20 protein-coding genes are annotated in these 17,996 nt (G+C 34.3%); 12 read left to right on the top strand and 8 right to left on the bottom strand.

The features are described 5' to 3' along the window. Positions 1-45: 45 nt before the first annotated feature. Both E1750_RS09240 and E1750_RS09235 read right to left on the bottom strand, forming a co-directional pair. Entirely contained in the window at positions 46-2,094 is a 2,049-nt protein-coding gene (locus E1750_RS09240; protein ID WP_227873865.1) for a M16 family metallopeptidase, read from the bottom strand. Positions 2,095-2,106: 12 nt separating this feature from the next. After that, positions 2,107-3,432 carry a M16 family metallopeptidase gene (locus E1750_RS09235; RefSeq protein WP_133276500.1) on the bottom strand — a complete coding sequence of 442 codons (1,326 nt, stop codon included), beginning with the start codon at positions 3,430-3,432 and terminating at the stop codon, positions 2,107-2,109. 269 nt (positions 3,433-3,701) lie between these two features. Between E1750_RS09235 and rplU the strand changes: the two genes are divergently transcribed. Together rplU and rpmA are read left to right on the top strand one after the other, a co-directional pair. After that, positions 3,702-4,127 (top strand): 50S ribosomal protein L21, encoded by a 426-nt coding sequence (rplU, locus tag E1750_RS09230; RefSeq protein WP_103806943.1) that lies wholly within the window; start codon positions 3,702-3,704, stop codon positions 4,125-4,127. A gap of 23 nt (positions 4,128-4,150) precedes the next feature. Next, on the top strand, positions 4,151-4,417 hold the full coding sequence (gene rpmA, locus E1750_RS09225) for a 50S ribosomal protein L27 (RefSeq protein ID WP_133276499.1): 267 nt from the start codon (positions 4,151-4,153) through the stop codon (positions 4,415-4,417). A gap of 115 nt (positions 4,418-4,532) precedes the next feature. On the opposite strand, the gene cysK is transcribed toward rpmA, so the two are convergent. Next, entirely contained in the window at positions 4,533-5,444 is a 912-nt protein-coding gene (gene cysK, locus E1750_RS09220) for a cysteine synthase A (RefSeq protein ID WP_133276498.1), read from the bottom strand. Between the two features lie 152 nt (positions 5,445-5,596). On the opposite strand from cysK, the gene E1750_RS09215 reads away from it, so the two are divergent. Together E1750_RS09215 and E1750_RS09210 are read left to right on the top strand one after the other, a co-directional pair. Next, on the top strand, positions 5,597-5,890 hold the full coding sequence (locus tag E1750_RS09215) for a nucleotidyltransferase family protein (protein WP_133276497.1): 294 nt from the start codon (positions 5,597-5,599) through the stop codon (positions 5,888-5,890). Further along, entirely contained in the window at positions 5,880-6,227 is a 348-nt protein-coding gene (locus tag E1750_RS09210; RefSeq protein ID WP_133276496.1) for a HepT-like ribonuclease domain-containing protein, read from the top strand. Before E1750_RS09215 ends, E1750_RS09210 begins: the two co-directional genes overlap by 11 nt. Before the next feature lie 6 nt (positions 6,228-6,233). On the opposite strand, the gene E1750_RS09205 is transcribed toward E1750_RS09210, so the two are convergent. The 5 genes from E1750_RS09205 to ahcY all read right to left on the bottom strand — a co-directional run bounded on the left by E1750_RS09205 (position 6,234) and on the right by ahcY (position 9,979). Beyond that, positions 6,234-6,452 carry a hypothetical protein gene (locus E1750_RS09205; RefSeq protein ID WP_133276495.1) on the bottom strand — a complete coding sequence of 73 codons (219 nt, stop codon included), beginning with the start codon at positions 6,450-6,452 and terminating at the stop codon, positions 6,234-6,236. 187 nt (positions 6,453-6,639) lie between these two features. Then, on the bottom strand, positions 6,640-7,131 hold the full coding sequence (locus E1750_RS09200) for a hypothetical protein (RefSeq protein ID WP_133276494.1): 492 nt from the start codon (positions 7,129-7,131) through the stop codon (positions 6,640-6,642). 168 nt (positions 7,132-7,299) lie between these two features. Beyond that, positions 7,300-7,545, bottom strand: a complete 246-nt coding sequence (locus E1750_RS09195; protein ID WP_133276493.1) for a hypothetical protein — start codon at positions 7,543-7,545, stop codon at positions 7,300-7,302. Positions 7,546-7,721: 176 nt separating this feature from the next. Then, positions 7,722-8,420: a hypothetical protein gene (locus E1750_RS09190; protein WP_133276492.1), complete on the bottom strand. Its 699-nt coding sequence runs from the start codon at positions 8,418-8,420 to the stop codon at positions 7,722-7,724. Positions 8,421-8,662: 242 nt separating this feature from the next. Further along, a complete protein-coding gene (gene ahcY, locus E1750_RS09185; protein WP_133276491.1) occupies positions 8,663-9,979 on the bottom strand; it encodes an adenosylhomocysteinase in 1,317 nt (438 codons plus the stop codon). Positions 9,980-10,209: 230 nt separating this feature from the next. Between ahcY and E1750_RS09180 the strand changes: the two genes are divergently transcribed. The 8 genes from E1750_RS09180 (at position 10,210) to E1750_RS09145 (ending at position 17,934) form a co-directional block, all read left to right on the top strand. Then, positions 10,210-10,845: a 4'-phosphopantetheinyl transferase family protein gene (locus tag E1750_RS09180; protein ID WP_133276490.1), complete on the top strand. Its 636-nt coding sequence runs from the start codon at positions 10,210-10,212 to the stop codon at positions 10,843-10,845. Between the two features lie 50 nt (positions 10,846-10,895). Further along, complete coding sequence (locus E1750_RS09175; RefSeq protein WP_133276489.1) at positions 10,896-11,624, top strand: geranylgeranylglyceryl/heptaprenylglyceryl phosphate synthase; 729 nt, start codon at positions 10,896-10,898, stop codon at positions 11,622-11,624. A 211-nt stretch (positions 11,625-11,835) separates the two neighbouring features. Further along, positions 11,836-12,468: a nicotinamide riboside transporter PnuC gene (gene pnuC / locus E1750_RS09170; RefSeq protein WP_133276488.1), complete on the top strand. Its 633-nt coding sequence runs from the start codon at positions 11,836-11,838 to the stop codon at positions 12,466-12,468. Next, entirely contained in the window at positions 12,420-14,540 is a 2,121-nt protein-coding gene (locus E1750_RS09165; protein ID WP_133276487.1) for a DUF4301 family protein, read from the top strand. The genes pnuC and E1750_RS09165 overlap by 49 nt, the downstream gene beginning before the upstream one ends. Positions 14,541-14,542: 2 nt before the next feature. Continuing rightward, entirely contained in the window at positions 14,543-14,944 is a 402-nt protein-coding gene (gene arfB / locus E1750_RS09160) for an alternative ribosome rescue aminoacyl-tRNA hydrolase ArfB (RefSeq protein WP_133276486.1), read from the top strand. An 84-nt stretch (positions 14,945-15,028) separates the two neighbouring features. Next, positions 15,029-15,229 carry a hypothetical protein gene (locus E1750_RS09155; protein ID WP_133276485.1) on the top strand — a complete coding sequence of 67 codons (201 nt, stop codon included), beginning with the start codon at positions 15,029-15,031 and terminating at the stop codon, positions 15,227-15,229. After that, the gene (locus tag E1750_RS09150; RefSeq protein WP_133276484.1) at positions 15,226-15,492 is read left to right on the top strand and encodes a type II toxin-antitoxin system RelE family toxin; all 267 of its coding nucleotides are present in this window, start codon (positions 15,226-15,228) and stop codon (positions 15,490-15,492) included. Before E1750_RS09155 ends, E1750_RS09150 begins: the two co-directional genes overlap by 4 nt. A gap of 228 nt (positions 15,493-15,720) precedes the next feature. Continuing rightward, positions 15,721-17,934 (top strand): TonB-dependent receptor, encoded by a 2,214-nt coding sequence (locus tag E1750_RS09145; RefSeq protein ID WP_133276483.1) that lies wholly within the window; start codon positions 15,721-15,723, stop codon positions 17,932-17,934. The last annotated feature ends 62 nt before the right edge of the window (positions 17,935-17,996 follow it).

Raw genomic sequence — 17,996 nt, 5'->3', positions numbered from 1 at the left:
TTTCGCTGTACTAATTTCTAACTTCTGTCTTCCGACTCCCAACTTCTATTGGAAATCAGCGTCAGATACTCCTTCATTGATTTTTATTTCGGACATTTTTATATCCAATTCGAAACCGACATTTTGGATGATATTGAAAGGAACTTTTACACCTTTTACTTCCCTGTAATCTAAGTAGGTAGTCATTTGAGTCATTTTATTTGCGCCTTGCTCCACTGTCTTGGCTTCAGCAACTTTGAGTCCTGATTTGGTATCATAATACATCGTTGTTTTTCCGTTTGGAATTGCATAAGCATCATTTCCGTTGATGGTTTCAATGCCGCTAATTGCAAGTCCAGTTTTCTTGGCAAGTTGTAATTCTTCAAATGGTGTTGCACTAGCTTTCATTTCAGCTAAAGCATCTCCTTCAACGTTTTTTCGTTGTCCTTGTTGCTCCACATAAGCTCCTTTTTCGTTCACTACTTGTTTCATCAAACTCATTGGTCCCATTGCAATTTCAACTTTAATTTTGCCTTTTGCATCAATTTTATTGGTAAATGTCAACGGTGATGGCGCTTGCGGAATTGTTGTAGATCCGGCCATTGCAATTGTTTTTACAGAAGCAACTGCTTTTTCGCCACCAATAGCTTTGATGTAATTATCCAAAACGGTTTTGGCTGTTAGACCTGCTGGAATTTCTTTTTTAGCAACGGGTTTTTCTATAGGATTTCCGTATTTGTCAAAATAAAATATTGGAATTTTTAGTTTTTCCAGGCCTGGAATCACATCTGAGCCTTTACCTGTGATTACAATTCGAGTGTTGTCGACTAGGAAATATTTATTGGCGGCAAGCTGCACCTGCTCGGGAGTTACGGCATTTATGTTTTTGATGTAATTCTCATAAAAGTCTGCTGGAAGATCTTCGGTTTCAATGTTTAAAGCATATCGAGCAATAGTTTGAGGTTTTTGAACTTGCATTACAAAACGACCAATGTATCGTGCTTTGACGTCATTTAGCGCTTGTTCGGTAACTTTTTCGGTTCTAATTTTTTTGATTTCATTAATAAATTCAATTACTGAACTGTCAGTAACCATATTTCTAACAGCTGCTGTTGATATCACTTTCGAATCATATTTTCCAGATCCAATTTCTGCATAGGCGCCATAAGTCCAACCATGTTTTTCTCTTAAATTTTGGAATAAATAACTCTCTCCTCCGCCACCAAGAATGTACGTTGCAATTGCAGATGAAAAGAAATCAGGATCGCTCATTTTTAAATTTATAGTATTTACTAGGGCAATTTCAGATTGCACAGCAGCGGGCATGTCTATAAAATTTATTTGAGTAAATTCAACATTTTTTGGCGAAGGATAGGTCGTTTTTGGAGTGCTTCTTTTTTCCCATTTACCAAATAATTTTTCAACAAAAGGTTTTATTTTATTGTATTTTACATCTCCAATGATAACTAGATACGCATTTTCAGGAACAAAATAATTGCGATAATTAGCTTCAACGTCAGGAAGTGTTATGTTATTGATTGTTTCTGCTGTTACAAATTCACCAAATGGATGATTTTTTCCAAAGGCTAAAGCACTAGTAACTCTATTGGAAATTGCTGTAACACTCTTTTCTTGAGTCTTAAGGGCTTCAAGCATTTTAGCTTTTTCTTTATCAAATTCTACTTGTGTAAAATTAGGATTTAAGGCGCCTTCTGCCATTAATTCTAGGATTCGATCGGCATATTTAGAAAGAGAACTTGCATAAGCTCCACTTGCGCTAAAGTTGACATTCGCACCTAAAAAGTCTATCTCTTCGTTAAAAACGTCTTTGGATGTTTTTTTAGAGCCATTTCCGATTAAACTGCTGGTAATTTGGTCGATACCTTTTATTTTACCTTCTACAAATGGGGCATTATCTAAAGTAAGATTATAGGTTACTCTAGGCAATTTGTGGTCTTCGACAACCATTACTTTCAAACCGTTTGAAAGGACAAAGGTTTGTGGTTTTTTGATGTTTACCACTGGCGCTTTTCCAGGTTTTGGTTGCGGACGGTCTTGTGCTTGCATAATTCCGGTTATGAACAGAATGAATAATAATATACTTGTATTTTTCATGATAGGGATGTCTTAGTTTTTAGCTTTATCAGTTGAAGGAACGTAGTCTAAAATCAATCGCTGATTTGGATTTAAATACTTTTTGGCTACTTCCCGAATTTCTTCTCGGGTTATAGAATGGTATAATTCAATCTCTGAATTAATCAAATTGATGTCTCCGTAAAGCATATAATATTTTGCTAAGTTTTCAGCAATTCCTTCAAGGTTAGAATTCGCATTTACAAATTGATTGTCAAAAGTGTTTTGTAGTTTTTGATAATCTTTTTCGGAAATCAGATCGGTTTGAATTTTAACAATTTCCTCATCCATTTCTTTTAATAGGTCTGTCAATGTATATGGAGCCATTGGTAATCCAAGGATCATATACGTGCCATAGTCTTCTTGACTTAAGCCAAAAGCAGCAATTTCTAATGCCATTTTCTTCTCGTCGACGATTTTCTTGTACAATTTTGAACTTTTTCCGCCACTTAAATAGGAAGAAATTAAATCCAAAACCCTAGCATCTCTAGTTTTCATCGATGGGGTTCTGTATGCGGTTATAACTGCTGGAATTTGAATATTTGGGTCTTGGTAAGTAGCTTTTATAGTCTTTGTTATGGGTTCTTCGGTAAAAATTTGTTTTTTCACAACTTCGCCACTTGGAATAGCACCAAAATATTTTTTTATCCATTCTTTGGCTTGAGCAATGTCAATTTGACCTGCAACGACTAAAACAGCATTTTTAGGAACATAGAATTTTTTGAAAAAGGCTTGAAATTCTTCTAATTTTGCTGCGTCTAGGTGTTCCATTGAGCCAATAGGTGACCATCGATACGGATGATTAATAAACATATTTTTCTTGACCTCAGTTTGCCAGTTACCATAAGGTTGATTGTCAAAACGCGTCCGCTTTTCTTCTTTAATAACCTCATTTTGAGTATCGACTCCAATCTGATTAATGACAGGATGCAACATTCTTTCCGATTCCATCCAAAGCCCTAATTCTAGATTGTTCGATGGGAATACTTCGTAATAGTACGTTCTGTCATCTGTAGTGTTGGCGTTGTTTATGCCTCCATTTGACGATACTTTTTTCATCCATTCGCCGCGTTTAATATTTTTAGTCCCCTCGAAAAGTAAATGTTCAAAAAAGTGTGCGAATCCTGTTCTTTCGGGGTTTTCGTCTTTTGCACCTACATGATACATTACCGAAGTTACGACCGCCGGAGCGGAAGAATCGTTGTGCAAAATAACGTGTAATCCGTTATCTAAAGTATATTCTTCAAAATCTACTTTCTGTGCCGAGGCAATTCCTCCCAGCAATAGTGCAGCACTTAACGCCATTATTGATTTTTTCATAAGGATTAATAAATTTTATTGTTTGCAGTTGGTAATCGAAAGCTGTTTTTCGTTACATCAAAAATACTTTTTTCTTGAGCGTGAAGACATTTTTTTTCTGCTTTATACAAAATTTAACAATTGTTGAGTGAAAATACAGGGTTTGCTGTGGGCAAAACTGCTTAAAAACAGCAGTTTACCCAATTCAACTATTTTTTTATAGGAACTAATTGCAGAATAAATATTTCTTTGTATATTTGCAGCCTTAAAAATTTATAAAACAATTTGTTATGTATGCAATCGTAGAGATAGCAGGGCAACAATTCAAAGTTAGCAAAGACCTAAAGGTTTACGTTCACCGTTTGGCAAATGAAGAAGGAACAAAAGTTTCTTTCGATAAAGTGTATTTGTTAGACGACAACGGATCAATCACGATAGGCGCCCCAGCTATAGAAGGAGCTTCAGTAGAAGCCAAAGTGTTACAACACTTAAAAGGAGATAAAGTAATCGTTTTCAAAAAGAAAAGAAGAAAAGGTTACAAAAAGAGAAACGGTCACCGTCAGTATCTTACCCAAATTGTAATCGAAGGTATTTCAGTATCAGCTCCTAAAAAAGCCGCTGCTAAAAAAGAAACTGTTGAAGTAGCTGCTGAAGAAGTAGAAGCTCCAAAAGTAAAAAAGGCTCCAAAAGCTAAAAAAGAAGAGACACAAGAATAATAACAATATAAAACTAGTACGTCATGGCTCACAAGAAAGGTGTCGGTAGTTCCAAGAATGGTAGAGAATCAGAATCGAAACGTTTAGGTGTTAAGATTTTTGGTGGACAAGCTGCTATTGCAGGGAACATCATCGTAAGACAAAGAGGTTCAAAACATAATCCAGGTGAAAACGTTTACATTAGTAAAGATCACACCCTACACGCAAGAGTAGATGGAGTTGTTCAGTTCCAAAAGAAAAGAGATAATAAATCTTATGTATCAATCCTTCCATTCGAAGTTGAAGCATAATTAATTTTCTCCATGTATTCAAAAACCCGTTTCGTCAGAAGCGGGTTTTTTTGTTTTAAAAAAAGCTGCAATCTAAAAGCTTCTAGGCTTTCAAAGGCTGTAAGCTTTGTAAAGGTTAAAACAACCCTTCGATTGATAAGTATCTTTCGCCAGTATCGTAGTTGAAAGTAAGTACAACCGCTCCATCAGGAATCGTCTCTAGCTTTTTGGCAACGGCTGCTAATGAGGCGCCAGTCGAAATTCCGACAAGAATTCCCTCCTCTTTTGCAATTTTTTTGGCGAATGCAAAAGCATCGTCTTTGCTGACTTGTATTACTTCGTCAATGTATTGACCGTGATAGTTGGCTGGAATAAACCCAGCTCCAATGCCTTGCAAAGGATGAGGTCCGGGAGTTCCACCACTCAATACGGGAGACAATTCGGGTTCAACTGCAATTACTTTCAAATTAGGAAATTTAGCTTTCAGCACTTTTGCAACACCCGTGATGTGTCCGCCAGTTCCAACACCTGTGATGATATAATCTAAACCACCTGGGAAATCGGCAAGAATTTCTTGAGCAGTAGTTCTTTCGTGAACTTCAACATTGGCTGGATTGTCAAATTGTTTTGGTGACCAAGCATTGGGTGTTTCTAAAACTAATTCGGCAGCTTTTTCGATTGCCCCTTTCATCCCTTTCTCGCGAGGCGTAAGCACAAATTCGGCTCCGTAAATTTCCATTAATTTTCTGCGTTCTACACTCATTGATTCTGGCATTACCAAAATCACTTTGTATCCTTTGACCGCAGCAACTAAAGCTAAACCAATTCCTGTATTTCCAGATGTTGGTTCGATAATTACGCTGTCGGCATTCAGTAAACCTTTGCTTTCGGCATCTTCTATCATTGCTAAAGCAATTCTATCTTTGATGCTGTTTCCGGGATTTGATTTTTCTAATTTAATCCAAATTTCTTTGCTGTTTCCAAACAACTTGTTGATTTGAACCACAGGTGTGTTTCCGATGGTTTCTAAAATGCTTTTCGCTTTCATATTTTGTTTTTTTATGATTGAAATAAAATAGTTATCATTTTTTAAGTAATGGCTAATTTACGTAAAAATAAACTTTAGATGAGAGGGAGGAGAAAATCAATTTGTTATTTGTTTTGAATTTTTAATTAAATTTGTAAAAACCAACTAAAAACATGAGTCTAACTACTTCTCAAATCAATATTATAAAGGATTTTTTTTCAAAGCAACCCGTTTTGAAAGCCTATCTCTTTGGTTCGTACGGAAGAGGAAGTGAAAACAAAGACAGTGATATTGATTTATTGGTAGAACTAGATTACAGCCAGCCCATTGGTTTAGAATTCATTCAAATGCAATTGGATTTGCAAAAATTACTGTCTAAAAAAATAGATTTAGTTTCGGCCCGAGGACTCTCAAAATACATTCAGCCTATTTTGGATAAAGAAAAAAAACTAATTTATGCAAGATAGATTAGGCGATACTGTTCGCTTGCATCACATCGTAGATGCTATAAATGAAATAGAAAACTATATACAAGATGTGGATTTTGATCATTTTGTAAAAAACTCGATGATGTTTAACGCTAGTTTACGTCAACTCGAAATAATTGGAGAAGCTAGTAACCGACTGTCTGAAAAGATTTTAAACGATAATTCTTCTATCCCTTGGGCAAGAATTATTGGTCTTCGAAACCTTGTCATTCACGAATATTTTGGTATAGATGATTTGACCATTTGGGATGTCATCAAAATAAATCTTCCTGATTTAAAAGAGAAAATTTTGGTTTTGCTGGAAGAGATGAGGTAGATTAATTTAGAATTGCAATATATTTTTGGAATCTACTTTGGTGTAGTTTTCTTCTCTGTACGCAAAATCTTGAAAGTTTTTATGATGTTTTTCTAACCTTTCGATTATTTCGGGATTCGTAATTTCTTTATTTTGTTCAATTACTTCTACATCAAATGCCTTCAAAATTTTTTTGATGATGGCAATCTGAGAAATGTCTGTTATGTTTACAGAAAGTGTAGTCATTTGGATAAGTAATCAATTGAAATACCTGTATTTAAAATATTTTGAGTTTGTTGGTGGGAGCTTGATTGTTTAAAAAAAATCCTAGACTTTTGGGAGATAGGAGTTTTGGGGTTTTATGTTTATGAAGTTGGTATGCTTTGGACAGTTGTGAGATAAATCTGCATAGTTGGTTTCGTTTTTCCTAGTCTTATAGGCTAATTTGAAATTGAGGTTTCCCAAACGCATCATTTTTTTGCCCAATAATAGGTGAAAAAAATGGATAGTCGTCATCATTCCTATACATTAAAAAATAGAAGCCTTCAAAACTTTTTTTCAATATCCCATTAGTAGTAAAACCTTTTTGTTTTTCCATTTGATAAATTATATAATCATAATTTTCTTGGGAATTTGTGTAATAATTTCTCACTTCTAAGTCAATATATTTTTTTGTGTTTTCATCCCAATATTTTTGAGTTTTATATTCAAATGAGCAAAGGTTTTCATTATCAGACCATTTATATACTGTAAATTCTGTTGAACCTCCATCAACTTTTGATGTTTTTTTTAATCCTTTATTTTGTAAAAAGCCATCTAATGTTGATAAATCACATTTTCTCAATAATATTAAATCGTTAAAATTTAGAGTATTTTGAGCAAAAGAAATATTTGAAATAATAAAAATAAAGAACATTTTTTTCATAGAGTAAAGATTTATGAAATTAATTATTCCATTACTTTAATGGAATGAAAATTTAAAATTATGATAGAAAAAGATTAATAATGAACTTAAAAATCATCAACATTATTAAAAAAAAATGACAATTTTGAAAGTGAAACAAAAACTACGAATTTCGTATAGTTATTTAGATCAAAGCTTTAACTCTTTTATTAAAAAATTAGAATTGTATGACCAAATTGCATAGACTTTAAATTCTGAATTTTTTGAATATAACTTAGAAGAATTATCATTAAATTTTGTGGTTCTAAAATCTACTAAATAATTAGTAAAATCTTTTTCGTTTGAAGGAACAATAAACACTTTATATGTTTTGTCTTCTATAGTTTTTGTTTCTCCAATTTCGTTTTTTAGATATGAAGCTTCTTCAAATGTCATATTATTTTATTTTTAGTTGTTATTTTATTTTTAGTTGTGTCAAACTTTAGCATAACGCCAGCTTAAAGAAGGTGGAGAAAAGTATTCTCGTAAAACTTGAAAGATATAAAATAAACTTTAAATCTGACATTGAAAACACAATTGCTTATCCCTTATAAAATTTATTTGATTCAATTTTATTCAAAATTTAATCTAATTTTTATTGATGATTCCTTATTAACCCATTTCTCAACAGTTTTAATTAGGTTCTCTATTTTACGAAAATATTCTTTAATTGTTAAGGAGTTATCATCGTCAAGAATCATCCAGTTGTTTTCATTAAAGTTATTTTTACTTAAATCAGTTTCTTCTTCAAAAGACAGAAAAACACATTTTTTTTGATCAAAATCAAAATCTCTAGTGAGATTTCGATATGTAAAAATATTAAGTTCATTTTTGATATCAATTGGAAAAAGAGGGTGGTTAATAATTTCATTTAATCGGTTGGTTTTACCGTAATAAAAACCCGATTTAACCATTATTCTTTTATTTTTTGAATTATCATCAACTAAATATTTAATTCTTTTACTTGCATAAATTGGTTTAAGAATGACGGTTCTTTCTTCAGTAAAAATATACATAAATAGTTTTATTTTTTTTAATTCTTCTAAATATTCAATTACAATATCATTTTGTTTATCAAGGATTTTTTTACTTGTACCGAAACGATCATAGAGTAAATATGCGATATAAACAGATATAAAGACTTGGGTTACATTTATAACTTCAATGATTTTAGAAACATTATCCGAAGAAAGATATTCATTTAGAACAAGTGTCGAAATTATAATAATTAGCAAAATTAAAAAGATAAAGATATAAATAAATTTTCTCATAAAGGTGGCATTAAATTGGCAGCTGAGATTCCTAATAGGTGTCTGTAATACTATACTTCTGCTAAAGTACATTAAATTTCTACAAATATAACTTCTAGATTTTTAATAACTTTACGGGAAGTCGTAAAGGCAATTTATTTTAAAAAAAAATAATTCAAAAAAAACCCTCACATCCCGAAACTTCGGGACTGCAAGGGTTCTAAAATTATAAGAGGAGATTCCCGCCTGCGCGGGAATGACAGTTAATACCTGTAATACTCCGGTTTAAAAGGTCCTTCAACCTTTACACCAATATAATCGGCTTGATCAGAACGCAAAGTTTCTAGTTCAACGCCTAGTTTAGCTAAGTGCAACATCGCTACTTTTTCATCTAAGTGTTTTGGTAGCATATATACTTCATTGTTGTAAGCCGCGCTGTTTTTCCACAGTTCGATTTGAGCTAGAGTTTGGTTGGTAAATGAGTTACTCATTACAAAACTTGGGTGACCTGTAGCACAACCCAGGTTTACCAAACGACCTTCGGCCAAAATGATAATGTCTTTTCCAGCAATTGTATATTTGTCCACTTGTGGTTTGATTTCGATTTTTGAAGCACCGTGGTTTTTGTTCAACCAAGCCATATCAATTTCGTTATCAAAATGTCCGATGTTACAAACGATAGTTTTGTCTTTCATTTGTTCGAAATGAGAACCCAAAACGATGTCTTTATTTCCAGTTGTAGTGATGATGATATCCGCATTACCTACAACTGTATCTAATTTTTTTACTTCATAACCGTCCATTGCAGCTTGCAAAGCACAAATCGGGTCAATTTCGGTAACCGTTACAATGGATCCAGCACCTCTAAAAGAAGCAGCAGTTCCTTTTCCAACATCACCGTAACCACAAACCACAACTCTTTTTCCTGCCAACATAATATCGGTAGCACGACGAACGGCATCAACTGCAGATTCTTTACAACCGTATTTGTTGTCAAATTTAGATTTAGTAACTGAGTCATTCACGTTGATAGCTGGCATTGGTAAAGTTCCCGCTTTTACTCTTTCGTATAATCTGTGAACACCAGTAGTAGTTTCTTCAGACAATCCTTTGATTCCAGAAACCAATTCTGGGTAACGATCAATCACCATATTAGTCAAATCGCCACCGTCATCCAAAATCATATTCAATGGTTTTCTGTCTTCGCCAAAGAACAATGTTTGTTCGATACACCAATCAAAAGATTCTTCGTCAAGACCTTTCCAAGCATAAACTTGAATTCCAGCAGCAGCAATCGCAGCAGCAGCCTGATCTTGAGTGGAGAAAATGTTGCAAGAAGACCAAGTCACTTCAGCGCCAAGAGCGATTAGTGTTTCAATCAAAACTGCAGTTTGAATCGTCATATGTAAACATCCAGCAATACGAGCACCTTTAAGCGGTTGTTCGTCTTTGTATTCTGCACGAAGTGCCATCAAACCTGGCATTTCAGCTTCGGCTAATTCAATTTCTTTTCTTCCCCAAGCCGCTAGAGAAATGTCTTTTACTTTGAAAGCCACATAAGGCATAGTCGTTGTACTCATTTATAGTATATTTGTAATTGTAAAATTTTTTGCAAATTTACGCAATAACTTTAGAATTTAAAAAGCATTCGGGAACATTTATGAAATGTTTAATAGCCTAATCTTTTGAATTTTAATGAAATAATTTATTTTTTTAAGGAGCTAATCCTGCTGTACACTATATCTTTGTTGCCGAACACCGGCAACAAAGGATGCCGTTTCCATCAGGGCTATGAAATTTCGTTGTCACTATGCCACTTTATAAAACGATTAACTATAATTCCACAACTCAAATCCTAGTTTGGGAAATCACCGAATCCCTAGAGGAATTATTGGGCAATGTAGTGCTGAAAGAAAAAACCCAACTTCGATTAAACGCAATGAAATCCGAAATGCACCGACGGGCTTTTTTGAGTGTGCGTTTGCTTTTGCAGGAAGTTGGTTATACAGATTTCGAATTGCATTACGACCAATTTGGAAAACCTTATTTCAATGATGGAAAACACGTTTCCATCACACATTCGCATCATTTTTCGGCGATTATTATCAGCGATGAAACCGTAGGCATCGACATCGAAATGCAAAGAGAAAAAATCATTCGGATTGCCGATAAATTCGTAAACAAAATTGAATTGAATCGCCTAAGACGTTTTGATGCCGAAGATTATATCAAAAAATTGACGGTAAAATGGGGAGCCAAAGAGGCAATCTTCAAAATCCGAAACGAAAAAGGAATTTCTTTCAAAGACCATATTCAAGTCAATTCATTTGAAATCGGCGACCAAAAAACAACCGCAATTCTTGAATTCGAAAATATAAAACAAGTATTCTCCATTTACTTTGAAGAATTCGAGAAATTTACTTTAGTGTATGCCTTTGAAAATTAAAAATTAATCCGAGCCAATCTGTAAAAATCCGTTTTATCTGTGCGCCAATAATGACAAACATCTACAACAACATTCTAAAATCAAAAGCCAATAACGAGAAATTGCTCGCCATTCTTCTCGATCCCGATAAAATCGATTTGAATACGGTTCCAGTTTTGGTAGAAAAAATCAATCAATCACCCGCAACCCACATCTTCATTGGCGGCAGCGTAGTACACAACAATATAATCGACGAATTGATTCTACAAATAAGGCAGTTCTCGCAGGAGGCCTTGCCGATTGTTCTTTTTCCTGGAAATCCATCGCAGATTTCAAACCAAGCCGATGCTATTTTGTTTCTTTCATTAATTTCGGGCAGAAATCCTGATTTTTTAATCGAACACCAAGTCAAAGCAGCTCCAATCTTAAAAAATACCAATCTCGAAATTATTTCCACTGGATATATTCTCATTTCAAGTGGAACCCAAACTGCCGTAGAACGCGTGAGTCAAACGAAACCTTTAGACAGAAATAATTTTGATTTAGCATTGGCAACTGCCCAAGCCGGCGAAATGTTAGGCAACAAACTCATTTATCTCGAGGCTGGAAGTGGAGCGAAAAACGCCGTTCCTATGGAAATGATTAAAAAAGTATCTCAAAACATCAATATTCCATTAATTGTAGGCGGTGGAATTGTAGATTTGCAAGGAATTCAAAATGCCTATTATGCAGGAGCTGATTTGGTGGTTATTGGAACAGCGTTCGAAAAGGATGTTAATTTTTTTAATCAAAAAACGTAGAGACGTTGCACTGCAACGTCTAAACACATTATAAAGGCATTGCATTGCAATATCTATACACATTATAGAGACGTTGCACTGCAATATCTAAACACATTATAAAGACGTTGCAGTGCAATATCCATACACATTATAAAGGCATTGCATTGCAATATCTATACACATTATAGAGACGTTGCACTGCAACGTCTCTACCGAAAATGAAAATTAAATGATCGAATATTTTTTTTCTCAATACAAAACCTACGAAACTATCGATATTGCGCTCGAAATTACGGGAGCAATCTTCGGTTTAATCAGTGTTTGGTTCGCCAAGAAAGATAATATTTTGGTATTTCCAACAGGCTTAATTAGCACATCAATTTATGCTTATTTGCTTTGGCAATGGGAGCTTTTGGGTGATTCAATGATAAATGTGTACTATTTTATAATGAGTATTTATGGTTGGTATCATTGGACACGTAAAAAAGGGAATGCGGTCGAGTTTCCTATTGCTACAATGACCAATAAAGAAAAAATGGCTGCAGTCTTTATTTTTGTGTTAACAATCATTTTCGTTAGTATTGTATATCTTTATTTTGATAAATTTACAAATTGGTATTCCTATATCGATACTTTTTTGACTGGACTATTTTTTGTCGGGATGTGGCTGATGGCAAAACGAAAAATCGAAAATTGGATTTTTTGGATCATTGGCGATATTATTTCCATTCCTTTGTATTTTGCAAAAGGATATACATTTACTAGTTTTCAGTTTTTAATTTTTACAATTATTGCTATATATGGTTATTTAGAATGGAAAAAAATCTTAAACAAGTCCGAAATATTGGAGATTCAGAAATAATAAAAATAGCCCTTTTCGGTCCAGAATCTACTGGAAAAACTACTCTAGCAATTCAACTCGCTGAGCATTTTGAAACCGCTTGGGTTCCTGAGTTTGCGCGTGATTATCTTCAAAAAAAATGGGATACGACCAGAAAAATATGCGAACTAAGCGATATGCTTCCCATTGCTTTTGGTCAAACACAACTAGAAAACGAAAGTCTTTCAAAAGCAAAATCTTTCCTTTTTTGTGATACCAATTTAATGGTGACCAAAGTTTTTTCAGAAGTTTATTATAATTATTGCGATCCACTGCTGGACAAAGCCGCACGAAAACACGAATACGATCTATTTTTTCTAACCGATATTGATGTCCCTTGGGAAAAAGACGATTTGAGAGATAAACCCGAAGGTAGAGCCGCTGTTTTTAAGGCTTTCAAACAATCATTGATCGCTAACAAAAAACCATTTATTGTTCTTAGTGGCGATAAAGAGTCTCGTTTAAAAAAAGCAATCGGCATTCTTGAAGAACTAGAAAAAGCAAAAAAACTTGGGTTTACCTCGGCAGATTTTCTTCAAGTAAGAGAACATGGTATCCCATTAAAAAAGATATTCAGACAAATTGATTATTACGAAAATGGCATTGCCAAAGCAGTTTTGGTCAAACCAGCGCTAGTTTCTAGTGGTATTGTAAAATATTCAGATCAGGAGATTAATCAAAAAGCGCAATTTTTTGATGCCAACAAAACGAATTTGAAATTAATAAAATTCGTGCCCGCTTCAGGTGCTGCAAGCAGAATGTTTCAATTTTTGAACGAGTTTCTGAATGAATTTGATTTCGAGAAGGAGAGTATTAATGCGTATATCAATAGAAAAAAAGCTGCTGAATTGCCCGTTTTTATAGTTGGATTAGATAAATTTCCTTTTTTTGAAGAGATATCCTCAAAATTAAAAGAAGTACATTCTAATTTTAATACTTTAGATAGAGAAACGAAAAATTTCTATTTTATTAAAATGATGCTTTCGACCGAGTATTTTAATTATGCGAACCAGCCCAAGGCGACACTCCCTTTTCATAAGTACAAACAGCATATAGCCACGCCTATCGAGGAACATTTGTATGAATGTACCAGGTATTCGAGTGCGTACGGTCATTCAAATTTGCACTTTACTGTGACCGAAGCGCATCAAACTGGTTTTGAAAAGGTCATTGAAAATGTAAAAAGAAAAGTCGAAACAGAAACTCAAACTCAAATAGAGGTTAGTTTTTCGTATCAAAATAAAGCCACCGATGTCCTTGCTGTTGACGATTCGAACCGACCTTTTCGCGAAGCAAGCGGAAAATTACTTTTTAGGCCGGGAGGACACGGAGCCTTGATTGAAAATTTGAATAATCTGGAAGGGGATGTGATCTTTGTCAAAAACATCGATAATGTTATTCAAAGTCATGTCGAGATTAATACTTTATATAAAAAGGGATTGGCTGGAATTATGATAGAATTGCAACAACAGATTTTCGATTATTTGCGCGCTATCGATGAGGGCCAAGAAATTGATGTGAAAGAAATTGTTGCATTTGCCAAGACCCGATTAAACAGTAAAGTGTCCAAAAAAGTTTTTAAATACACCTTAGAATATCAGAAACAATATATCAAAAAAATGTTGGAAAGGCCCATTAGAATTTGTGGGATGGTGAGAAACGAAGGTGATACCGGTGGAGGTCCGTTCTGGATTCGAAATCAAAAAGGCACTGTTTCTTTACAAATTATCGAAACCTCGCAAATAGACTTGAAAAATGTAGAACAAGCCACAATTTTTTCTCGTTCCACCCATTTTAATCCTGTTGATTTGGTTTGCGGCATCAAGAATTACAAGGGGATTAAGTTTGATTTATTAGATTTTGTCGATGCCAATAGCGGTTTTATTGTGAAAAAAAACAAAGACGGAAAGCCTTTAAAGAGCTATGAATTACCAGGATTATGGAATGGTGCGATGGCAAAATGGATTAGTGTTTTTGTTGAAGTCCCTTTAATTACATTTAATCCCGTAAAAACCGTCAACGATTTGCTGAAGGAACCGCATCAACCACAATAATTTTGGAAACCGAAAAAATCATATCCGAGTTAGAATTCAAAGCCGTGCGCAGTAGTGGAGCTGGTGGACAAAACGTGAATAAAGTTTCCTCGAAAGTAGTACTGTCTTTCGATTTGAAAAATTCCCAAGCCTTGTCAGAAGAGGAGAAAGCCTTGTTGGAAACTAAACTTTTTTCGAGATTAACATCCGAACAAATATTGATTTTGAATTGTGACGAAGACCGAAGCCAACTTAAAAACAAGGCAATTGTAATAAAACGTTTTTTGGATATAATCACTGCTGGACTCGTAGTTCCAAAAATTAGGAAAGCCACAAAAGTCCCTAAATCAGTTATTCGAAAAAGAATCAAGGACAAAATGAATCTATCCGAGATAAAGAAATCGCGCAGGAAACCAGATTATTAATTGTTTCAAAAACTTTAAACTTTAAGCTTGGAACTTCAAACAAATAATTATTTATTGTACATTTGTTTTGCAAATTTGATAAAAATGGAAACATTACTTATAAACACCAAAAACTCTAGTAACGCTAAATTTATTTTAGAGTTAGTCAAAAAACTTGGAGAAGAAGGAAGAATTTTAAGTGCTGAACAACAGGAGGATTATTTTCTTGGAGCGATGATTTTAAATGAAAAAACAGGGGAAAAAGTTTCAAGAAATGAAGTTTTTGAAAAACTAAACAAAAAATGATTGTAACTTTTGACAAAAGTTTTAGTAAAAGTTTAGATAAGATTGGAAACGCAATTGCATTAAAAAATACTTCAAAAGCAATTGAAAAATGCGAAATGGCAAAAAATATTTCAGAAATTCCTAACCTCAAAAAATTAAAAGGATACAAAAATTATTATCGCATAAAAATTGGCGATTATAGAATTGGTGTTGAAATTGAAAATGAAACAATCGATTTCATTTTGATTACGCATAGAAAAAATATTTACAATCTTTTTCCGTGATTTTTTTCAAAATTGTTTAACAATTAAAATTTTGTCTATATTTGCAACCGTCTCAAAGGGGTGCTCTAAATTACGAGCTGAGATTATACCCAACGAACCTGAACAGGTAATGCTGTTAAGGGAAATAGATTTCAAGATGAAGTGCACGTCATTCGAAAAATCTGAACAAATCATTTTTTAATTTAACAAAAGAATAATTCCCCCTTTTATTCGTAAAACTATTTACGGATGAACCATTTATTTTATGCACAAAGTACAAAGACGAAACCTTCTAATTTCTTGTTAATTCGTCTATTTTCTATTTTCTATTTTCTATTTTCTATTTTTTCTTTCTCACAAGAAAAACAAAAAGACACCACCAAAGTAAGTCAACTCGATGAAGTCCTAGTTTCGGCGGTTCGAGTCACCACAAAAACGCCAGTAAGTTTTAGTAATTTAACCAAAAAAGAGATTGCACCTCGCAATTTGGGGCAAGATATCCCGGTTTTGATGAACTATTTACCCTCAGTTGTTACTACCTCTGATGCTGGAAACGGGGTGGGATACACCGGAATCCGGGTTCGTGGTAGCGATGCCACCCGTGTAAACGTAACTATCAACGGAATACCCTACAATGACTCCGAAAGTCACGGAACCTATTGGGTCAATATGCCTGATTTTGCCTCTTCACTAGAAAGTATTCAATTGCAACGCGGTGTAGGAACTTCGACCAATGGAGCGGGCGCTTTTGGAGCCAGTTTGAATATGCTAACAGATAATTATGCCGTGAAAAGCACAGGCGAAATTTCGACTTCATTTGGGAGTTTTAACACCAATAAAAATACCGTAAAATTCAGTACTGGCCTTATGAACGATCATTTTGAGCTGGCAGGGCGTCTGTCTACGCTAAAATCGGATGGTTATGTTGATAGAGCGAGTTCCAATTTGAAATCGTATTTCCTACAAGGAACCTATGTGGGCAAAACGACTTTAATAAAAGCCCTAGTTTTTGGAGGCCAAGAACGTACTTATCAATCTTGGAACGGAATCGATGCCGCTACCTTGGCAACGGATAGAACCTATAATTCAGTAGGAGAGAAATTCGATAGTAATGGCGTTTTCGAAGGGTTTTATAATAACCAAGTCGATAATTACAATCAAGACCACTATCAATTGCATTGGAACGAAAAAATCGCCAACCATTGGAGTACAAATCTAGCTTTGCATTACACCAAAGGGAAAGGATATTATGAAGAATTTGTTGATGATTGGAAATATACAAATGTTTATTATGCCGATGATTCACAGTTTACTTTTCTGGGATTAGATCCAATTACCGTCGACGGAAAAACCATAACTTCGACAGATTATACTCGCAGAAAATGGTTGGATAACGATTTCTACGGTACGACATTTTCTGCTAATTATAAAGCTGAAAAATTAGATTTCATATTCGGTGGAGGATATAATAAATACGAAGGCGATCATTTTGACCAAATTCTTTGGGCGCAATTTCCTTCCAATAGTCAGCCGGGTGCTATTTATGATTCGAGTTATTCGACTAAAGCCGACGGTACTGTTTTTGCAAAAGCCAACTATCAGATTTCAAGTAAAATAAGCTTATTTGGCGATTTACAAGTCCGAAATGTACACTACAAGACCGCTAGTATTGAAACGGGAGTGGTCAATGATAATTTCAATTTTTTCAATCCTAAAGCGGGTTTGAATTATGATATAAACACAAAAAACAAATTGTATTTATCGTATGCCAGAGCCAATAGAGAGCCAAATAGGTCAGATTATCAAAACGGAAATCCAAAACCTGAAAAGCTCAATGACTATGAATTGGGTTGGAGGTTCAAGTCAGAAAAAATTCAACTCAACTCTAATGTCTACTATATGGGTTACAAAGATCAATTGGTTTTAACGGGAGAGCTCGATAATGTGGGTAATCCGATTCGTCAGAACAGTGGCGACAGTTACCGATTGGGATTTGAGGTTGAAGCGGTAATTCAACTTTCTGAAAAATGGCTATTGCAGCCCAATTTTACCTTTAGCAGCAACAAGAATGTCGATTTTATTTCGGATGTAAATGGCAGTTTAACCAATTTGGGCAATACCAATATTGCGTATTCACCTGATTTTATTGCCGGAAATATGTTCACTTTTTTGCCAATTCCCGCCGTTCGATTGAGTTTGTTATCTAAATACGTCAGCGAACAATATATGAACAATCTTGACGATGCCAGTGGCAAATTGAAGGATTATTTTGTAAATGATTTGAATGCCACTTATGAAATTGCGACCAAATCAATTTTTAAATCTATTGCGATTACAGCCTTGGTCAATAATATTTTTAATGTAGATTATATTTCCAATGGAGCCGATTATGGTGGTGGATATGTGTATTATTACCCTCAAGCAGGAACTAATTTTCTGGTGGGGTTGACGTTGAAGTTTTAATTTTTTTTAATTTTTTGTTTAAATCCTGATGGTCTAAGGCTGTCAGGATTTTTAATTATAAA

The sequence above is a fragment of the Flavobacterium nackdongense genome, from assembly GCF_004355225.1.
GTDB classification, from domain to species: Bacteria; Bacteroidota; Bacteroidia; order Flavobacteriales; family Flavobacteriaceae; genus Flavobacterium; species Flavobacterium nackdongense.
This window is presented reverse-complemented; position numbering and strand designations above follow the sequence as displayed.